This window comes from Ensifer sp. 22521, from assembly GCF_052044795.1.
Taxonomy (GTDB): domain Bacteria; phylum Pseudomonadota; class Alphaproteobacteria; order Rhizobiales; family Rhizobiaceae; genus Ensifer.
Genome location: NZ_JBQENM010000005.1, coordinates 1 through 18,936 on the forward strand (window position 1 = coordinate 1; position 18,936 = coordinate 18,936).

Here is an 18,936-nt window from a genome sequence, read left to right on the forward strand (position 1 = left end):
AGAAATCCGCCGGGCTTTTTGACGTTCTAGCGCTACCCGGAGAGAACGGGCGAGGGCACGAAGCACAGCGAATATCAGGCGACGTCGGCGACCTTGGCCCCTTCGCCATCCCCCGCCGAAAGCCAGCCGCGCGTCGCCTCGAGGATCTCGTTCGACAGGCGGATCGTCGGCAGTACATCAGCGCCCCCAACGACCGATCGGTCTCCCCTCCCGACGCAATCTTGGCGCGGTTGAGAACGGTGAGTAAACCTTTTGGTTGCTAAATTTCTTTGTTTGCCCTTTCAAATAGCGCAAACCGGGCGCAGCCAGGCGGTCACGTCGCCCGAACAAAGCCACCTGAAACCAGCGTGATAGAGTTTGCATGAAACACATCACCATTCCGACCGACAGCTTCCTGGATGGCCGTCGATTTCCCGCAACGACCCTGCGCCTGGCTTTGATCTATGCAGCCGCCGAGTTGCTGATCAGTAGTCCGATCTGGCTCACAATCGGTGACAATCCCCTCAAGCCGTTCCTTGGCAAGCTTGTCCTTGAAGCGGTCTTTGTCGTTCTGGCCATTCTGTTTGCGCATCTGCTCAGCCGCATGAGAAGGCAGCGCTATGCCACGCAAATTTTCGTGTGCCTGCTGCTTTCCCTGGTCAGCTCCCTCGGTATGTCGCTGCTGGACTACTACCTCTACACGCTGATCATGTCGCCCGTCGTCGTGCCGTTCAACATCATGGATTACGGCTATGCGGTCTGTTACCGCATGTCGATCTTCTTTGGCTGGTCGTTTCTCTTCGTGGCGTTACTCAATCACATGGACGTCCGCGATCGGGATCTGAAACTGATTGCCTCGCGCGAAGAGGCGCTGGCGGCGCAGATGCGTGCGTTGCAATATCAGATAAACCCGCATTTCCTCTTCAATACGCTCAACTCCATCACCGGCCTGGTGGAGGAGGGGGCATCGCAGCGGGCCGAGCGGATGATCATGTCGCTCTCGGGGTTTCTGCGGTCGACGCTGCAGCTCGATCCGATGCGCGAATTGCGGCTTGCGGACGAAATGGCTCTGCAGAAAGAGTATCTCGATATCGAGAAGGAGCGGTTTTCGGATCGAATGGTCGTCCGTATCGACATCCCTCCCGAACTCGAGGGTGCCATGGTTCCAAGTCTGATCCTGCAGCCGCTGGTCGAGAATGCGGTGAAGCACGGCGTCGGCCGCTCAATCGGCGAGGTCGAAATTCACATCCGGGCGGCCCGGGTCGGAGGGACGCTTAATCTGTCCGTCGAAAACGGCGTTGCCGCGTCCGCTTCCGGCAAGGCGGGCGAGGGCCTCGGTATTGGCCTTGCCAATGTCGCTCATCGGGTCAGGACGCATTTTCCGGAGGGTGCATCATTGACCGCCGGTCATGTCGGGCCGACGCGCTATCGCGTTTCGCTGCACATGCCGCTGAGATTTGCACAAGCTGACGCGTAGGTGGCCGAAACCGTCAGAGAACCTCGGCAACGATGTCGTCGATCCGTTCGCCCATTCAGGCCGGAGGGGAAATCCGGCCCGACAGGAGATCGTCAACTGAGATCGGCGCTCAATCGGGGACCACGTCCCATTTGTCGTCGGGATCGAAACGATCGATGAAGGGCACGATCTGTTCGGTGCTCGGCCCCAGGTCCCGCTCGTAAACGATGCCCTGCTGGTTGACGACGAAGGTCTTGACGCCGGTCTCGGCATAACTGACCGGCCAGGCGATCAAGGCGAAACCGCCGATCATGTTGCCGTTGATGACATAGTCATATCGGCCGCCGGCAATGTTATCGCCTTGCGATGTCACGATGCGGAAGCGGTAGCCGAAGTAGCCTTGGCCGGCCTTGGCCTTTTCCAGTGCTGCCTCGCTGATCGAGTCGCCGACCGGGCTTTCGCCATCGCCCTGATCGGCCGGCCAGTAGAGCCCGTCCGTCTGGCCAGGTGTACTGATCAGCTTCTGGGCATATTCGAGCACGCCATCGGCGTCGCGATCCTGCGAGGCGTATTCCTTCTGCGCATCGACATAGGCCTGTACCGTATCGATCGCCTCGAGTTCGTTCTCGCCGACGCGGCGATTGACAATCTCCTCGAGCCCGACATAGGTGTCGAAAGCCCATTTGCCGTCCTCGCCCTTGGTGATTGGGAAGGGCAGGGGCCAGAGCCGATCGCCGAGCTGGATGATCTTGCGCCCTTCGAGGTCGCGCACGACGACATTGCGGGCGGCACCTTCACGAATGAGCGCGAACGTATCCATCGCCCCTTCACCGGCCTTCAGCTTCTCCGCATTGAGCCCCAGAAGCTTCGCCAGACCGTCGAAGTCATTGGCGGCGAGCTTCGCCTTGAATTCGTCGACCGCTTTGGCGGGATCATCGAAGACCGGCGGATCCTCGTCGGCAGCATAGGCATCGAGGCCCGCAGCCATTTGATCCGTTGGCGCCTGTTCCGCCGGGGTCTGTGTCTGCGAGAAAGACGCGTTGAGTGGCACGGCGGCCAGCGTGAGGGCGATCGCCGTTCCGAGGAGAAACGGATGAAAGAGCTTTGCCATGGTCGTTCTCCTATGATCCGTTCAACGTCTGCGTCCGCCGCCGCCGCGACCACCACCGCCACGGTGCATTGGCGGTCTGCCGCCGCCGCGGCTCATCTGTGGCCGCCCGCCGCCGCGGTGGCCACCGCCCATGCTCTGACCGCCGCGGCGTGACGAGTTGATTTCACGCCGCCCGGGATTGACGTTGCCGAGGCCCGATGGATTTCTCGGTCGGTTCTGCGCCTTGGCGGCCATCTTCTTCTTGCCGCCCTGACGGTTCACTTGCGAAGGCTTTTTGCCGCCAGGGCGGTTGAGGCTCGGCTTGCCGTCGCCGGGCCGCGCTTTCGCAACCCCCTGCCCGCCACCACCGGGCCGCGCTGCCGGCCTCTGCTGGGCCTTCAGCCCATCGAGCGTGCTCTTGCGCACGTCCCGGATCTGACCGCCGCCACCACCGCCGGGCCGCGCGTTCGGCCGATCGCGGTTGATCTCGGCGGCGCGGTTGCGCAGGTTGTTGTTGCCGTTTGCCTTGATGTTGTTCTTGATGCTGTTGCGGTCGAAATGCTGAAGCTGGTCGCGGTCGAAGTTGATCTTGCTGCGATCGACATTCTTCCAGTCGATGTCGTTCCACTTCACCTTGCCGTTGATGTTGTTGAAGCAGTTGTTGCAGTCGATGTCCATGTCGCCGCCGTTCCAGCGGCCGCCCCAGACGCCCCAATCGTCCCAGTCGACGATCGCCGCGAAGGCAGCCCCAGTCACCGCGCCGGCGAAGAAGGCCGCCCCCGGATACCAATAGGCCGGATAGGGTTCTTCATAGTAGCCGATCGGCGCCGGTGCATAATTCGGCTCGTACAGCATCTCCGGCGGATACTGCGGAACGTAGATCGTTTCGGGGTTGGCTGCCTGGATGATGACGTTGTCGCCTTCCTGGACCACCTTCACCTTGTCGTCGCTCTTGATGATGTTCTTGGCGACGGCCTCGTCGCGCAATTGCTGTATCGCGATCAGCACATCTTTCTGCTGATTGGCGATCGCGTCGCCGAAAGCCTGCGTCCACTCGAGGTCTTCGCTCATCATCTTGACGATCTGGGGATAGTTGAGCAGCGAAATGACGCTACCGTCCCAATCGTCCTTTGGCTTCATGTCGGGTTTCTTCTGGCGAGCCTCCAGAAACCGTTCTGCCTCGACGATCTGCAGCGGATAGAGCGCGGCAGCGGAAATAAGCGCCACCAGCTCGTCCGGATAGAGCGCGATGCGTGCGACCAGAACTTCGAGCTCGTCGTCGCTGAGGGGGTCCGGCGCCGTCTGCTGCTCAGCGGCTGGCGCACTCGCAGTCTGCTGGGCCATGACGGCCGTGATGGGCGTTGAAACCAGTATCGTCACTGCGCTGCCGAGCGCGATGATCGTTTTCCGGATCATCTATCCAGCCTCCCTTTGTTGGCTGAGGCGCGCGGGCGCTTGGACAAGCGCGCGTGACAGCCCCCTGTCGACGCTTCTGCTGCAACCAGTGCTTGATGCGGTCGCAGCTTATATTTCTACTGCCGTCTGTCACAGGTATCTCTAGAGGAGGGTAGCCGATGGGGAAGCCTGAATGACGTATGCTACTGTATGTTACTGCCTACCGGCCATCGCCGGGGTACGATCCGCATGACTGTTGCACGGGCGGAGATATGCTGGCTGCCGCGGGTCCCAGGCATATGGATTCGGCGATAGGCGGGGCCGTCGAGAAGCTCAGCGGCGCATTGATTTGCCACATCAAGGGGTTAGGGGCGAGAATGGTTGATGATCCTTCCCGAACGGGCGCGGTTCGCGATGGGCCAACCGGTCCCCCGTCCATTGAGGCGAAGATCACCGATATCGCCAGGATCGGCATCGTCGGGCTTTTTGCCTATTGGTCCCTGACGCTGATTGCGCCATTCGCCATCATTCTCATCTGGGCGGCCATCCTTGCCGTGGCGCTCTACCCGGCCTATGCCCGACTTGGCCGCCTTCTCGGCTCGCGGCGATTGGCTTCATTTCTCATCACGCTGACCTGTCTGGCCGTCATCGTCGCCCCGTTGACCGCGATTGCGGTCAGCTTTGCCGAAGGGCTCCAGGCGCTGCTCGCAAAACTTGCCGACGGTTCTCTCAGAGTGCCGGTACCGCCGGAATACGTTCGCGAGTGGCCGATCGTCGGTGAACGGGTTCATGCCGCCTGGAGCATGGCATCGGATAATTTCGAAGCTCTCCTGAGCAAGCTCGAACCTTCGCTGGTGCAGGCGGGCAGTAAGGCGCTCGGCAAAATTGCGAGCATCGGCGCCGAGGTGCTGAGCTTCGTGGTGTCCGTGTTGGTGGCCGGCTTTCTTTTCGGCTCCGGCGAACGGCTGGCGGAGATGGCGCAACGCTTCTCCGGCAGGATCGGCGGTGACAGGGGCATCGGCTTCCTGCGTCTGGCGGCAGCGACGATCCGCAACGTGGCACGCGGGGTCATCGGCGTCGCGTTGCTGCAGGCCTTTCTCTGTGCCTTGGTGCTCGGCCTGTTCCATGTTCCGGCGCCGGGTGCCATCGCATTCGTCGTGCTTGTTCTCTGCATCATCCAGATCGGGCCCGCGCTGGTGCTGCTTCCGGTGATCATCTGGGCCTGGGTGACGATGGATTTCGGTCCAGCGCTGCTTATGACCATTCTGTTGGTCCCGCTCTTCGTCATCGACAACGTGATGAAGCCGATCCTGGTGGCTCGCGGACTTTCGACGCCGACGCTGGTCATACTGCTCGGGGTGCTTGGCGGCACGCTTTCCTACGGGCTGATCGGCCTCTTCCTGGGCCCCATCGTTCTCAGTGTGGTCCACGATCTGCTGATGGTCTGGATGCAGGGGGGCGCCGTGGGGGAAAAACCCCAATCCGACGCATCGCAATCGCCGCGGCCGGTTTGAGCGCGCGTCGGTCAGTGGATCGAACTATCGGTGCGTGCCTGTTCGAATTCGGTTTCGGGAATCGGCACGCCCGCCTTGCGCAAGCCATCAACAAGCTGTTGCCGATCCTGCGGACGGCGCAGCCTCAGAGCGACCTCCTGGGGGATACCTTCAAGCAGGCCTGGCAGATTGGTTTCGATCCACGTCCTTTCTTCCTGCGCCTGTGCATCTTTGCCAAGCTTGCCCAGCGTGGCCAGAAGCATGACGCGGGAGAACGGATGGGTGCGAAGATCGGCCATGCGCGCCCATTGCTCGGCGGTGACATAGTCGCCCCCGAAGTAGGAGCAGACCGAAAGCGCTGCTTCGAAATAGCGGGCGGGACCAAAGTTGCGGGCGACGCTTTCCGATAGCAGCTTGCAGCCGGAATCCCATTGGCCTGAAAGCGCCAGCCGGAACCCGTATTCGCCGGCGAGCTCGGCGTCGTTGGGATTGATCGCAAGTGCGCGCGCGCCGACGGCCAGGGCAGCATCGACATCGCCGCGGAAGAACAGGGCGAGCATTCGCGCCTCAAGGGCGCGCACGTCCTGGGGATCCAGTTCCACAGCACGGGCTGCCGCTTCGGTTGCCCGCTCCAGCGTTACCGAGGAGGAGCGATCGAGACGATCCTGGAAGGCGTCGATATAGGACATCGACAGCAAGGCCCAGGCCGTCGCGTAGGTTGGCACCTGTCGCGTCGCCTGTTGCAGACATTCCTGCACCCCGGCTTGGCCTTGCGCACCGACGTCGCCGCGATGGCCGTAATAGCTCAAGGTGCAGGCATAAGCTTGCCAGTCATCGGGAACTGACTGTTTGAACGCCGTGGCGTTTGCCTGGAAAATGGCACCATAGGGCTGTGCCACGGCGCCAGCCACAGCGGCGGCCGCCTTCACCTGCAGGTCGATAGTCTTGCCGGTTTCCAGACGCTCGTCGTAGGCATTCGTCCATACCACCGATCCATCGGACCGCTGGATGAGTCTCGCCACGAGCCGCAGTCTTTCGCCGTCGAACCGGACCCGACCCTCCAGGGCAAAGACCGGACCACCCTGCGGCGAGGCATCGGGCCCTTCACGGGTGGTGACGGTGATCTCCTTGAACTTGGCGATGTTGCCGACGACCTCGTCAGTGAGCCCGCGGGCCATCATCGCCGATTGGGAGGTTCCTGACAGGTCTTCAAATGGTGTGACGACGAGCTTCGGGATCGTCGGCTGCAGGCGAACGATCGATTTGTCATCCTCGTGAAGGAGGAGCGCCCCGGCTGTCAGGCCACCACCGACGCAGACCATGGCTGCCGCCGTGAGCCAGGCTCCTCGCCGGGTGTGTAGAGTGGCTGGTTTTTGTGCGGCACTTTCCTTGGCTTCCGTGTGCGACGGGAGCCACGCATCGATGCGCCGTTCGAAAGTTGGCACGTAAGCGCCCTTGGGGATGCTGATGACGATCGGATCGGTCCGTCCGGCAACGAGGTAGTAGCGTTCGAGCGCCCGGCGAATGCGGCCCGCTTCGATCCGCACCGCCGGATCCGTCTGCGGGTCGAAAGAGGAATCCCGGCCGAAGACCTCGGTTGCAATCGAATAGGCCTTTATGCGATCTCCTCGGCCCGCAATCGTTTCCTCGATGACATAGGTCAGGAATTTGCGATCACGCTCCGGCGCATCGAACTCGGCGCTGCGGCGAATTCGATCGAGTTGTGCCAGAATTTCCGCGTCGGTGGGTGGGGCAACTGCCGACTTGACCCGGCTGTCCTGCCGACTTTCCATGGTCATGCACGCTCCCATGGTCACAATGTGAGATTGTATCCGGCGGCACTGTAAGCTCCGGTATACTACGTCTCCACCCGGTCGAAGCGCAACATGTATTCGCGGGCTATGTTAAGGTTGTGTTTTGGCTGAAGCCGGCTCCGAAGCGCGCACTATGCGCTTCCGGATCGAGCGTGGGCCCGGCTAGGATCGGGCGCCGTTTCGCAGCGGCATGCGCGGCTTGTCCGGTGGCGTACGGAAAGTCTCTGCCGGCGCAGGGCGGCCGACGTGGAAGCCCTGGACCTGGTCGATCCGGAAGCGCCGCATCAGCGCCAGTTGCTCGTCGGTCTCTACGCCTTCGATCAGGATCTTGTGGCCGCGGTTTCGCACCAGTCCGATGATGTCCTGCAGCATGGCGCGCCCCTTGGGGGTATTGCAATCGTGCAGGAACGACCGATCGATCTTCACGGTATCGAATTCGATCAGGCGCAGCCAGGAGAGGCCGGCAAAGCCCGTGCCGAAGTCATCCAGCCATATCCTGATGCCCAGCGTTTCGAGGTCGCTGATGCAGCGCAGGATGCCCGAATGCATCTCCATTTCGAGCCCTTCGGTGATCTCGAAGGCAAGACGGCTGCCGGCCACGCCGGTCTCTCCGAGGATCGCGGCGACCGAGGTTGCAAAGCCCGGGGTCTTCAGCTGGATCGGCGAGACGTTGACGCTGACGAGCGGGATATGGTTATCGACGAGAAGTTCGCGGCAGACGGTCTTGATCGCCCAGCGGCCGAGGTCGAGAATGGCGCCGGTTCGCTCGGCAACCGGAATGAAAAGGCTCGGCGGAACCGACGTGCCGTCCAGCATCGTCAGCCGCATCAGGGCCTCGACGGCCTCGACCTCACCGGTCATCACGTTCCTGATCGGCTGGTAGACGAGCGATACCAGGTTCTGATCGACCGCGATCTTCAGAAGCGCGGCAATGTTCTCGCTTTCGTCGCTGCTTTGCGGGTCGTTCGGGTCGAACAGCTTCGCGCAGTTTCGGCCGCTCGCCTTGGCGGCATAGAGCGCACGGTCGGCTTCGTGGATGATCTTCTCGAGCTTGGCGCCGGTCTGATTGCGCGTGAAAGCAGCACCGACGCTGACGGTGACGATGGAGACGCCATCGCGGCGCTGCTCATGCACCAGCCGCATGTTCTCGACGGTACGGCAGATCACCTCGGCCAGCTCGGCTGCCTGCTCCAGAGTGTCCAGGCGGGCAAGAACGATGAACTCCTCGCCGCCGTAGCGACCGATGGAGCCGTTATAGTCCTTGATCGCCTCGCCGAGCGCATTGGCCACCAGAACGAGGCAGCGGTCGCCCTCCTGATGGCCGTAGCAGTCATTGTATTTCTTGAAGAAATCAACGTCGATCAGCATGGCGGCAAAGCTCTTTCCGAGCTTCTGCCAATCGTTCCAATAGTCGCGCAGCTGCTGGTCGATGGCGCGGCGGTTGTCCAGACCGGTCAGGGGATCGGTGTTGGATAGCCGCAGGAGCGCCATGCCTCGTTCCGAGGCCTCGTTCTGCTGGATCTTCGCCTCGAAGGCGTTGAGGAACACCTTGTAGCGCTCGCGGTTGAGCTTCCAGTTTACATAGGAGGTGAAGATGAAGCAGGAGACGTAAAAGGTCCCGAAGGCGATCAGATAGGCAGGATCTTGCTCGGAGAATAACGAGAGAGCGATGAAGAACGTCGTCAACACGATCCCGGAGGCGACGACCGAGAGGCGAAAGCGGAAACTGAAGAAGAGATTGGCGCCCATCATGAAGATCGCGCCGAAGATCATGTAGTAGGACATGCTGCCAACGTCGGCCGTCATCATCGCAGGCACGAGCCAGCCGATGTAGCCGAAGACCAGTGCAGCGGCGCAGGTGCCGTCGAGCCACTTGGTTCGGGCCTTGATGCGATACAGGATCTCGAAGGTCAAAAGCGCGCCGATGCCGACGACGAGGCGCGCGAAGATCGTATTGAAGGCGACATCAGGGACCAGCAGAATGTCGATCGCGAAAAACGACAGATAGACGGCAACCGCGACCCAGAGGCCCTGCCTCGTCGCCGCACGCCGGCCAGCCTCGCCCTCCATTCGATAGAGTGTCTGAAGCTCAGCCAAATGCGGCCTGTGCGGCTGCTTATGTAGGTCGATGTCAACTACGTCGGCCAACGTGTGCTTCATGCACTGATCCATCGCGCTGCGTCACGGTCAACGGAAATCTGTCGTCGCTTTTCCATCAATGGACGTTGTTTCGGACACTCCATGCTTGCCCCCCACTTTACGCCTGCAACAGGGACGAGTGGTGCGGGTGGGATGATAGGAGGTGTCCATTAAGTTTTGTTAAATTAAAGGGCCGGAACGCCTAGGATTAGGCGTAACCCAAAGGGAGGAAGCACGAGTATTTACCTTATTATATACAAAAACTTGCAAACCGAGCCGTAATGCGCGCATCTTCGCGACCATTGTTAACAAAGCATTAACGGATGGTCTCGCGTGCGCCAATTTCAGACGGTTTTCGATGGTCAAAGCCTGATTACTCCCAAGGCGATGGCTGATGAGTTCGTTTCGCCCAGGGGCGAGCGGCACGACGAACAGCTCACGGTCGGCAGGGCCGAGCTCGCAGTGATTCTCAGGATTGCCCAGGAGCAGTTCCTGCAGGGAACGGACCCGGCGAAGATTATCGACCGGCTTGCAGCCGCTCTTCATGAAACTCGGGCCAAGTTCCACCCGAACGTCTGGCAGGAACTGATACCGATCGCCCAGGCACACCCGGTGTCGGAATATTTCCTCCAGGACCCGTTCACCCGATGGTCCTCCGAAAAGCCCAGGGGCTACTCGGGCGACGCGCAGTTGCTTGACTTCATCTATGGTCATGCGAGCGTTGCCAAGGAGATCGAGCGGGCATCGCCCACCGGGCGAGCGCTCTATGACTACACCAAGGACGCGTCCTCCTCGGTTGCGGTGCGCGAGCGTCGCGACCTCCTGACCCGTCACGTCGACGAGATCGCGGCCAGCCGCGGTTCGCAGGCGGAAATTCTGACGATTGCAGCCGGCCACTTGCGCGAGGCCAATCGCTCGGTGGCGCTCGAGGAGCGTCGGATCAAGCGGTGGGTGGCGCTCGACCAGGACCCGCTCAGCGTCGGTTCGATCAGCCGCGACTTCGCCGGAACCTGCATCGAAGGCGTTGATGGCTCCGTCCGCAGCCTGCTTGGCCGCGATCAGAAGCTCGGCAAGTTCGACTTCATCTATGCTGCCGGCCTCTATGACTACCTTGCCGACAAGGTGGCCATCAAGCTGACCCATCGCTGCCTGCAGATGCTGAAGCCGAACGGTGTCTTCCTGTTTGCCAACTTCGCCCAGGATATCGGCGTCGACGGTTACATGGAGACCTTCATGAACTGGGCACTGCTGCTGCGTTCGGAGGCGGACATGTGGAACATCATCCACAAGAGCGCGGGCAAAGCTGCCGTCGATGCGCGCGTCCAGTTCGGTGCCAACCGGAACATCGTCTACGGCATCATCCAGAAGCATTCCTGATATTGCTTCCGTCTTGAGGGAACCTCCGGCGAAAGCCGGTGGGCCTGAAATCAACGACCGCGGCGAGAGAATGCTCGCTGCGGTCATTCCGTTCGAAGGCGTCAGCCCTGCGGGCGCAGAAACCGGGTCAGGAGAAGCCGCAGCATCGTGCCTTCGTGCTTCGGCTTGAAGCCGGGGTCGATAGCGACCCGGCTGAAGATGCCGTCGATGATTGCGGCAATCCATCGGGCAGCACCGTCCGCATCCACGGTTCGATCGATCTGATTTCGGCTAGCCGCACCCCGAAGCAGCGCCGCAAGGGCTCCGTGAAGCTCTGCGTCATTGGCGGCGGCGAGCGTACCGATCCGTTCGTCACGCATCGCTTCGGCGGCGATTTCGAGCGCGAGGCTCGAATAGGTCGGGTCGCCCGCAAGCTCGAGAACGGTGTCCATGAAACCGAGCAGAGCGGCAAAGAGGTCTTCGGCTTCACCCAATTTTCGGAAGATCTCCGCCGTTTCTTGACGTTCCTCCTCCACGATCGCCGCGATAATGGTGTGCTTGGTCGGAAAATAATGGAAGAGATTGCCCGGGCTCATGCCTGCCTCGGCACAGATTTCGGCAGTCGACGTGCCGTGGAAGCCCTTGCGCGCAAAACAGGTGATTGCTGCATCGAGGATCAGTCGACGTTTGGCGGCGTGTTTCTCGGGGTCGACCTTGCGCATCGCCAATTCTCCTTGCAGGGCAATCTCATTATTAGAGCGAGCACTCTAATTTCGTGGGGTGGTGCGCCGGTGTCAAGGTCGCCTGCCGACAGGAACTCCGCCATCTTCCCGCAATGATAGTATGTAATCTGCCATACAATCGCCGCGTTTGATGGATCAATTTATTAGATTGACTAATCTAATAATTATTCGATGCAGATTGCCCGATCTCGAGGCCGGCAGCTTGCAGCGCCCGTGTTTGCGATCCGACTGGCCTCACCAATGGAAAGCCAATGAAATGAGACGTACAGTTGAGTTGAAGGTCATGCTTGCTGCGCTCATTGCTCTCGCTATGACGGGTGGTGTGGCGCACGCCTCCGGGGAGGCGGCCGCGTCCGTTCCTGTCGATAGCGCGGCTATCAGCCGTACGGTGTCGACACTCGTGGCCGACAGCCGCCCGCAGGAGTGGACCCGGTCCTTCGCCGGCATCTTCGTCGCTCGCGAGGAGATTGCGGTCGGCACGACCTTGACCGATCAGCGTATCGCCAAAGTCGAAGTCGAGATCGGCGACCGGGTTGCGGCCGGGCAGGTGATTGCCCGGCTCGAGACCGACATGCTGGAAAACCTTCTGCGCGAGGCGGAGGGCCGGGTGGCCCGTGCGGGTGCCACGATGGCGCGGGAGGCGGAAACGGTCACGCAGGAGCAGAGGAAGCTCGCCCGGGCCCGGCAATTGCGCCACCTTCAGGCCGAAACCATTCTCGAGGAGCGTGTCTCTGCGCTTGCGATCGCCGAACAGGCGGTGAAGGTCGCACGGGCCGACTACGAACAGGCGGAAGCACTCGAGGCCGAGGCACGCCGTAAACTCGAACGCGCCGTGATCGTGGCTCCCGCCGCAGGCATCGTCTCCGAGCGGCTCGCCCGTGCCGGTGCGCTTGCGGGCTCTGACCCGCTGGTCAAGCTGATCCGCGAGGGCGAGATCGAGTTTGCGGCCGAAGTTCCGGAAACGGAACTGCCGCTACTTGCCGTCGGCCAGGTCGTCAAGGTCAAGCTCTCCGGCCGCAGTGACTGGATCGAGGGCAAAGTGCGCGTGATCAATCCGAAGATCGACCGCGAAACCCGGCTCGGAACTGCTCAGGTCACGCTGAATACCAGCAAGCCGCCCTTTGCCGGCACCTTCGGCCGGGCGGAGATCGTGGTGGCCGAGCGCAAGGCGATCATGGTCGACGATTCCGCGTTGCTTTACGGGGCTCCCGACGGCACGGTTTCGGTCTTCGTCGTCGATGCGGGCAAAGTGGCGCGCAAGACGGTTCAGCCGGGCATGCGCCAGGGTGGCAAGGTCGAGATCGTCTCCGGGCTTGCAGCCGGTGACCGGGTTGTTCTCAAGGCCGGGGTGTCGCTGCGCGAAGGTGAAGCGGTTCTGGCGAGAGATGTCCAGCCGACCCAGACGGGCAAGCCGCAATGACCAGCAACATCTCTGCCTGGGCGATCCGAAAGCCCGTTCCGACGATCGTTCTCTTCGTCGTCCTCACATTGATGGGCATCGCCTCGTTCCTGCGGCTGCCGGTCAACGCCAATCCGAGTGTGTCGTTCCCGGTCGTGACGGTGACGATCACGCAGCCGAGCGCCCAGCCGGCCGAAATGGAAACGCAGGTCACGCGCCGTGTCGAAGGTGTGGCCGCCGGCCTTGTCGGGGTCAGCCATATGCGCTCGACCATCACCAATGGCGTGTCGACGACCACGGTCGAATTCAAGATCGGCACCGATCCCGATCGTGCCGCCAATGACGTGCGCGAGGCCGTGGCGCAGATCCGCTCCGACCTGCCGCAGTCTATCCAGGAACCCATCGTCTCGCGCCTCGATGTGGATGGCAGCGCCATCGTCTATTACGCCGTGCGCGCGCCCGACATGTCGCCCGTGGAGCTCTCCTGGTTCGTGGACGATACGATCAACAGCGAACTGCTGACGCTGCCCGGCGTGCAGAAGGTGCAGCGGCTCGGCGGCGTCAATCGCGAGGTCAGGGTGTCGCTCGATCCCGAGCGCCTGCTGGCGGTTGGCGTGACGGCCGACCAGGTGAATACGGCGCTGCGCGAGATCAACACCAATATCCCGAGCGGACGCGGCGAGATCGGCGGCCGCGAACAGTCGATCCGCACGGTCGGCAGCGCCGGCTCGGTCGAGGAACTCTCGCGCCTGTCGATCCCGCTGTCAGGTGGCCGCTGGGTGCAGCTCTCCGACATAGCGACGATCGAGGATACGTCTTCCGAACCGCGCAACTTCGCGCGCGTCGACGGCGAGCCGGTCGTCAGCTTCTCGGTTTCGCGCAGCAAGGGATCGAGTGACACCGTCGTTGCCGACGCCGTTGCCGCGCGGTTGAAGGAGATCCGCGCGCGTGTGCCCGGCGTCGAGTTCACGGAGCTGATCTCGCTCGTCGAATACACCCAGGAAAGCTACGACGCGGCCGTCACCGCGCTGATCGAAGGTGCGATCCTGACGGTCGTTGTCGTCTTCGCCTTCCTGCGCAACTGGCGAGCGACGCTGATTTCTGCACTTGCCATGCCGCTCTCCATCCTGCCGACCTTCGCGGTGATGGACCTGCTCGGCTTCACGCTCAACGGCATCAGCCTGCTGGCGCTGACGCTCGTCATCGGCATTCTCGTCGACGACGCGATCGTCGAGATCGAGAATATCGAACGCCACGTCGGCATGGGCAAACGCCCGTTCATCGCGGCGATCGACGCGGCCGATGCGATCGGTCTTGCCATCGTCGCCACGACCCTGACGATCGTCGCGGTCTTTGCGCCGGTCAGCTTCATCGGCGGCGCCGTCGGGCAGTATTTCAAGCAGTTCGGCCTGACGGTCGGGATCGCCGTGCTGTTCTCGCTGGCGGTGGCACGCCTGCTGACGCCGTTGATGGCGGCTTACCTGCTGCGGCCGAGGGGCGGCCATGGCCATGCCGGCAAGCCATCGCGTATCGCCAACGGCTATCGACGCTTGCTCGGTTGGACCCTGGATCATCGCAAGACGGCTTTGTCGCTGGTTGCGCTGATCTTCATCGGCTCGATCGGGCTCTTGACCATGCTGCCGACCGGCTTCCTGCCGACGAGCGACAGCAACGTCTCCCAGCTCAAGATCACCTTGCCCCCCGGCACGCGGCTCGCAGAAACCGCCCGCATTTCCGATGATCTGGTCGGCCAGATCAAGGCGCGGCCGGAGGTCGAAAGCGTTCTGGCGACGGCGGAAAACCTCAACGAGGTCTCCCTGCGCATCAAGCTCAAGCCGCGCAAGGAGCGCGGGCTCGATCGCAAGTCCTTCGAGCTGTCGCTCCGTCCGCTGCTGGCGGCAACGCCCGATATCCAGGCAACGTTCTCGTCGGTCGAGGGAGCCAAGGATCTCTCGATCTATCTGACGAGCGACGACCCGGAAGCGCTGATGGCTTCGGTGCGGCGTCTTGAAAGGGAGATGCGCGCGCTTCCGGGTTTGGTCAACGTCCAGTCCACAGAGCCGCTGCTTTCGCCAGAACTGCTGGTCAAGCCGCGCTTCGACGAGGCGGCAAGGCTCGGTGTCTCGGTGACCTCGATCGGCACCGTCGCCCGCATCGCTACGATGGGTGACAGCGAAAGCAATTCGGCGCGCTTCAATCTCGGCAACCGCCAGGTGCCGATCCGGGTCATGCTCGACCAGGCGGCCAGAGGCGACGTCGACACGCTGCGCAATCTGAGGGTCGGCACGAATGCCGGCACGGTGGTGCCGCTGACCTCGGTCGCCGATATTTCCTTCGGTGCGGAGGAAAGCAGCGTTGAACGTCTCGATCGCAAGCGTCTGATCGCCGTCGAGGCCAATCTCAACGGCATCACGCTCGGGACTGCGTTCGAGGCGATCTCGGCGCTACCGGCCATGACCGAACTGCCCCTGGGCGTGTCGCAGGCCAACTACGGCGAAGCCGAATATATGTCGGAGATGTTCCGCAACTTCGCGCTTGCACTGCTGGCCGGCATCCTGATGGTCGCGGCGGTTCTGGTGCTGCTCTTCAAGGACTTCCTGCAGCCGATTACCATCCTGGTGGCCCTGCCTCTGTCGATCGGCGGAGCGGCGCTCGCCATGCTGCTCTTCGGCGCTTCGCTCGATCTCTCGTCGACGATCGGCATCCTCATGCTGATGGGCATCGTCTGCAAGAACTCGATCCTGCTTGTCGACCATGCGATCGAGTGCCGCAACGAGGGTGCCGATCGGCGAACGGCCCTGCTGACGGCAGGCGTCACCCGCGCGCGACCGATCATCATGACGACCATCGCCATGGTGGCCGGCATGGTTCCCGCCGCGATCGGCGTCGGCGCCGATGCCGCCTTCCGGGCGCCGATGGCAATCGCGGTGATCGGAGGCCTGATCACCTCGACGATGCTGAGCCTCGTCTTCGTGCCCGTGATGTTCACCGTGATGGACGACATCAACACGAAGCTCGGCCGTCGGCTGAAGAGGCTCTCTTCGGTGACGGACGAGGATCATGCCGCGGATGCTGCGCGGATCGGCAAGGAGGGTGCGCGCGGCGTCGCCGGCTAGGGTGGCGAGCACAAGTGCTGGCTCAATCGATCAAGGCGCGTTGCACGGAATTTTCGTGCAGCGCGCTTTGCGTTCCCGACCTATTCGAAATAGTTGACCAGCCGCGTTTCGCCGACAGCGTGAACGCGGCAATCGACGTCGAAGATCGCCTGAAGGCGGGACGGCACGATCATGTCTTCCGGCGACCCCTCGAAGGCGAGGCGACCGGCCTGCATCGCGACGATGCGGTCGGAATAGGCGGAGGCGAAGTTGATATCGTGCAGGACGACGACCACGGTCTTGTCGAAGTCGTCGGCGAGGCGCCGCAACAGCTTCATCGTTTCGACTGCATGCTTGATGTCGAGATTGTTCAGCGGCTCGTCGAACAGCATGTAGTCGGTGTCCTGGCAGAGCACCATGGCAATGAAGGCACGCTGGCGCTGGCCGCCCGAGAGCTCGTCGAGAAAGCGGTTTTGATAGGGTTCAAGCCCGAGATAGGCGATCGAGCGCTCGATATGTTCGGCGTCGGCCGCCGTCAGCCGCCCCTTGGAATAGGGGTAGCGGCCAAAGGCGACGAGATCGCGCACGCTGAGGCGGGCGGTGATGTGGTTGTCCTGGCGCATGATCGAGAGCCGCCTGGCAAGCACGTCGCCAGCCGTGCGGCTGACGTCGAGACCGTCGATCAGCACCTTGCCCGTATCCATCGGCATCAGCCGGCTGACGATCGACAGCAGCGTCGACTTGCCGGCGCCGTTCGGACCGATGATCGAGGTCAGGCCGCCGGCGGGCAGCGTCAGCGACACCCGGTCGACCACCGCATTGCCACCGTAGGATTTCGTCACCTCTTGGATTTCGATCATCGGGCGGAACCTCGGACCAGCAGGAAGATGAAGACAAGGCCACCGAAGAATTCGATGACGATGCTGAGCGCCGTGTTGAAGGAAAACAGCCGCTCGAGGATGACCTGGCCGGCGACGAGCGTGGCGATCGCGATGCAAACGGCGACCGGCAGCACGTAGCGGTGGCTGGCGGTCGGCGTCAGCTGCCAGGCGAGACTTGCGACCAGCAGGCCGAAGAATGTCACCGGCCCGACGAGCGCAGTCGAGACCGACACCAGCACGGCGATCAGCACCAGCAGAAGGGTGACGACGCGCTGATGATCGACGCCGAGGCCGATCGACGCTTCTCGGCCAAGCGAGAGCACGTCGAAGGTCGGCGAAAGCCGCCACAGAACGAAGGTCACGGCCAGGGTAGCGACGGCGGCAATGCCGAGCAGATTGGCATCGATGCTGTTGAAGCTTGCAAACAGCCTGTCCTGCAGCACGACGAACTCATTGGGATCGAGGATGCGCTGCAGGAAAGACGACAGGCTGCGGAACAGGCCGCCCAGGATGACGCCGACCAGCATCAGAAGATGCAGGCTGCGGCCGGCGCCGGAAAACAGCGCCCGAAACAACAGCAGCGAAAGTCCGACCATCACCGCCGTTTCGACAAGGAACTGCAGCCGCGGATCGACGCTGCCGGCGCCCGCAGCACCCAGGAAAAACACCATGATCGTCTGAAGCAACGTATACATGGCATCGAAGCCGATGATCGATGGCGTCAGGATGCGGTTGCCGGAGATCGTCTGGAACAGGACCGTCGAGACGGCGATCGCATAGGCGACCAGCACCATGCCGAGCAGTTTCGTGCCGCGGAAGGAGAGAAGGAAGGACCAGCTCCCCTTGGCACCGATGGTCATGAAAGCGACCATCGACACGAGTGCAAGCGCGGCCGAAGCAAGCAGGATGGTGGAGGGAGCGATCCTCTTGGCATCAGCCTGCATGGGAGCGCCTCGAAAGCAGGAGCTGGAGGAAGATCAGGCTGCCGATGACGCCCATGACGGTTCCCACGGGGATCTCGTAGGGAGCGATCAGGAGTCGCCCGACGATATCGCAGGCGAGCACCAGGCCGGCGCCGGAGACGGCGACCACGGGCAGCGTGCGCCTGAGATTGTCGCCCATGATCAGGCTGACGATGTTTGGAACAACGAGACCGAGGAATGGGATCATGCCGACAGTGGCGACGACCGTTGCCGTAACCATGGAGACGATGGCGAGCCCGAGCGCTACGACCCTGTCGTAGTTGAGGCCGACATTGCGCGCGATCGCCTCGCCCATGCCGATGACGGTGAAGCGCGCGGCGGTCGCATAGGCGACGAGGGTGAGCGCGAGACCGATCCACAACAGCTCGTAGCGACCGCGCAGCACCACCGAGAAGTCACCCGACATCCAGGCGCCCATCGACTGCATCAGGTCGTAGCGATAGGCGATGAAGGTGGTGATGGCGTTGACGACGCCGCCGAGCATGAGGCCGATGAGCGGCACCATCAGGGCCGAACGCAAGGGAATGCGCCGCAGGATCTGCAGGAACAGGGCTGTGCCGGCAAGCGCTGTCAGCGCCGCGCAAACCATCTTGCCGGCGACCGGCAGGTTGGGGGCGATGAGCACGGCGAGCAGCATTCCGAGCGCGGCGGACTCGGCGGTGCCCGCCGTCGACGGTTCGACGAAGCGGTTGCGCGCCAGCATCTGCATGATCATCCCGGAGACCGCGAGGCCGGCGCCTGCGAGCATCAGCGCAAGCGTGCGCGGCAGGCGGCTCTCGACGACCAGGAACCAGCCGCGGCCATCGTCGGCTGCGGCAAGGCTGCCGACGCCGGTGAAGACGCTGACGGCGGCAAGCAGGAGGATGACGGGGATGGCAATCAGGGCCGGCTTCATCTTACGGGCCTGCTCTGCCTGTTGTTCGTTTTGACCACTGCTTGCATGTCCCTTGCCCGTTTGCGCTCGACGCCCCTCGTGGAAGGCTCAAGCTTGCCACCGCGCAGTGGCACTCCGCGGACGGTTCGCCTTAGTCTTATATATGATCGGCTTCGTCAAGTTTTCTGCGGCATCTTCGGCAAGCGGAAGCTGTGCATTGCCCTCGCCGGAAAATCGCG

13 protein-coding genes are annotated in these 18,936 nt (G+C 62.4%); 5 read left to right on the plus strand and 8 right to left on the minus strand.

Features of this window, described 5'->3' with window-relative positions:
• Positions 1-361: 361 nt before the first annotated feature.
• Complete coding sequence (locus tag ACTJKE_RS07970) at positions 362-1,456, plus strand: sensor histidine kinase (RefSeq protein ID WP_218373495.1); 1,095 nt, start codon at positions 362-364, stop codon at positions 1,454-1,456.
• Positions 1,457-1,565: 109 nt separating this feature from the next.
• Here the strand turns inward: ACTJKE_RS07970 and ACTJKE_RS07975 are convergent, their stop codons facing one another.
• Together ACTJKE_RS07975 and ACTJKE_RS07980 are read right to left on the minus strand one after the other, a co-directional pair.
• Positions 1,566-2,546, minus strand: a complete 981-nt coding sequence (locus tag ACTJKE_RS07975) for a DUF2950 domain-containing protein (protein WP_112995979.1) — start codon at positions 2,544-2,546, stop codon at positions 1,566-1,568.
• 21 nt (positions 2,547-2,567) lie between these two features.
• Positions 2,568-3,941: a DUF3300 domain-containing protein gene (locus ACTJKE_RS07980; RefSeq protein ID WP_440691633.1), complete on the minus strand. Its 1,374-nt coding sequence runs from the start codon at positions 3,939-3,941 to the stop codon at positions 2,568-2,570.
• Positions 3,942-4,297: 356 nt separating this feature from the next.
• Between ACTJKE_RS07980 and ACTJKE_RS07985 the strand changes: the two genes are divergently transcribed.
• A complete protein-coding gene (locus tag ACTJKE_RS07985) occupies positions 4,298-5,434 on the plus strand; it encodes an AI-2E family transporter (protein ID WP_112995985.1) in 1,137 nt (378 codons plus the stop codon).
• 11 nt (positions 5,435-5,445) lie between these two features.
• On the opposite strand, the gene ACTJKE_RS07990 is transcribed toward ACTJKE_RS07985, so the two are convergent.
• Both ACTJKE_RS07990 and ACTJKE_RS07995 read right to left on the minus strand, forming a co-directional pair.
• Complete coding sequence (locus ACTJKE_RS07990) at positions 5,446-7,212, minus strand: hypothetical protein (RefSeq protein WP_112995976.1); 1,767 nt, start codon at positions 7,210-7,212, stop codon at positions 5,446-5,448.
• Between the two features lie 177 nt (positions 7,213-7,389).
• Positions 7,390-9,387, minus strand: a complete 1,998-nt coding sequence (locus ACTJKE_RS07995) for a putative bifunctional diguanylate cyclase/phosphodiesterase (protein ID WP_440691635.1) — start codon at positions 9,385-9,387, stop codon at positions 7,390-7,392.
• 312 nt (positions 9,388-9,699) lie between these two features.
• Here ACTJKE_RS07995 and ACTJKE_RS08000 point away from each other — a divergent pair, with 312 nt between their 5' ends.
• Complete coding sequence (locus tag ACTJKE_RS08000; protein WP_057254494.1) at positions 9,700-10,743, plus strand: class I SAM-dependent methyltransferase; 1,044 nt, start codon at positions 9,700-9,702, stop codon at positions 10,741-10,743.
• A 101-nt stretch (positions 10,744-10,844) separates the two neighbouring features.
• Here the strand turns inward: ACTJKE_RS08000 and ACTJKE_RS08005 are convergent, their stop codons facing one another.
• Positions 10,845-11,444: a TetR/AcrR family transcriptional regulator gene (locus ACTJKE_RS08005; RefSeq protein ID WP_112995973.1), complete on the minus strand. Its 600-nt coding sequence runs from the start codon at positions 11,442-11,444 to the stop codon at positions 10,845-10,847.
• A 277-nt stretch (positions 11,445-11,721) separates the two neighbouring features.
• Here ACTJKE_RS08005 and ACTJKE_RS08010 point away from each other — a divergent pair, with 277 nt between their 5' ends.
• Together ACTJKE_RS08010 and ACTJKE_RS08015 are read left to right on the plus strand one after the other, a co-directional pair.
• Positions 11,722-12,885 (plus strand): efflux RND transporter periplasmic adaptor subunit, encoded by a 1,164-nt coding sequence (locus tag ACTJKE_RS08010; RefSeq protein ID WP_162728103.1) that lies wholly within the window; start codon positions 11,722-11,724, stop codon positions 12,883-12,885.
• Positions 12,882-15,980 carry an efflux RND transporter permease subunit gene (locus ACTJKE_RS08015; protein WP_113132238.1) on the plus strand — a complete coding sequence of 1,033 codons (3,099 nt, stop codon included), beginning with the start codon at positions 12,882-12,884 and terminating at the stop codon, positions 15,978-15,980. The genes ACTJKE_RS08010 and ACTJKE_RS08015 overlap by 4 nt, the downstream gene beginning before the upstream one ends.
• Before the next feature lie 80 nt (positions 15,981-16,060).
• Here ACTJKE_RS08015 and ACTJKE_RS08020 read toward each other — a convergent pair whose 3' ends face one another.
• From ACTJKE_RS08020 to ACTJKE_RS08030, 3 genes are read right to left on the minus strand one after another with little or no spacing between them, the layout of a single operon-like run.
• Positions 16,061-16,819, minus strand: coding sequence for an iron ABC transporter ATP-binding protein (locus ACTJKE_RS08020; protein ID WP_058326893.1), 759 nt, complete (start codon positions 16,817-16,819; stop codon positions 16,061-16,063).
• Entirely contained in the window at positions 16,816-17,784 is a 969-nt protein-coding gene (locus ACTJKE_RS08025; protein ID WP_112995969.1) for an iron chelate uptake ABC transporter family permease subunit, read from the minus strand. Before ACTJKE_RS08025 ends, ACTJKE_RS08020 begins: the two co-directional genes overlap by 4 nt.
• The gene (locus ACTJKE_RS08030; RefSeq protein ID WP_112995967.1) at positions 17,774-18,718 is read right to left on the minus strand and encodes an ABC transporter permease; all 945 of its coding nucleotides are present in this window, start codon (positions 18,716-18,718) and stop codon (positions 17,774-17,776) included. The genes ACTJKE_RS08025 and ACTJKE_RS08030 overlap by 11 nt, the downstream gene beginning before the upstream one ends.
• Positions 18,719-18,936 lie beyond the last annotated feature (218 nt).

Excerpts from the sequence above, each read along its gene's own strand:
- ACTJKE_RS07995 (WP_440691635.1), bottom strand. The coding sequence starts at position 9,387 with ATGAAGCACACGTTGGCCGACGTAGTTGACATCGACCTACATAAGCAG.
- ACTJKE_RS08025 (WP_112995969.1), bottom strand. The coding sequence starts at position 17,784 with ATGCAGGCTGATGCCAAGAGGATCGCTCCCTCCACCATCCTGCTTGCT.
- ACTJKE_RS08010 (WP_162728103.1), top strand. The coding sequence starts at position 11,722 with ATGAGACGTACAGTTGAGTTGAAGGTCATGCTTGCTGCGCTCATTGCT.
- ACTJKE_RS08005 (WP_112995973.1), bottom strand. The coding sequence starts at position 11,444 with ATGCGCAAGGTCGACCCCGAGAAACACGCCGCCAAACGTCGACTGATC.
- ACTJKE_RS07975 (WP_112995979.1), bottom strand. The coding sequence starts at position 2,546 with ATGGCAAAGCTCTTTCATCCGTTTCTCCTCGGAACGGCGATCGCCCTC.
- ACTJKE_RS07970 (WP_218373495.1), top strand. The coding sequence starts at position 362 with ATGAAACACATCACCATTCCGACCGACAGCTTCCTGGATGGCCGTCGA.
- ACTJKE_RS07990 (WP_112995976.1), bottom strand. The coding sequence starts at position 7,212 with ATGACCATGGAAAGTCGGCAGGACAGCCGGGTCAAGTCGGCAGTTGCC.
- ACTJKE_RS07980 (WP_440691633.1), bottom strand. The coding sequence starts at position 3,941 with ATGATCCGGAAAACGATCATCGCGCTCGGCAGCGCAGTGACGATACTG.
- ACTJKE_RS08030 (WP_112995967.1), bottom strand. The coding sequence starts at position 18,718 with ATGAAGCCGGCCCTGATTGCCATCCCCGTCATCCTCCTGCTTGCCGCC.
- ACTJKE_RS07985 (WP_112995985.1), top strand. The coding sequence starts at position 4,298 with ATGGTTGATGATCCTTCCCGAACGGGCGCGGTTCGCGATGGGCCAACC.
- ACTJKE_RS08020 (WP_058326893.1), bottom strand. The coding sequence starts at position 16,819 with ATGATCGAAATCCAAGAGGTGACGAAATCCTACGGTGGCAATGCGGTG.
- ACTJKE_RS08015 (WP_113132238.1), top strand. The coding sequence starts at position 12,882 with ATGACCAGCAACATCTCTGCCTGGGCGATCCGAAAGCCCGTTCCGACG.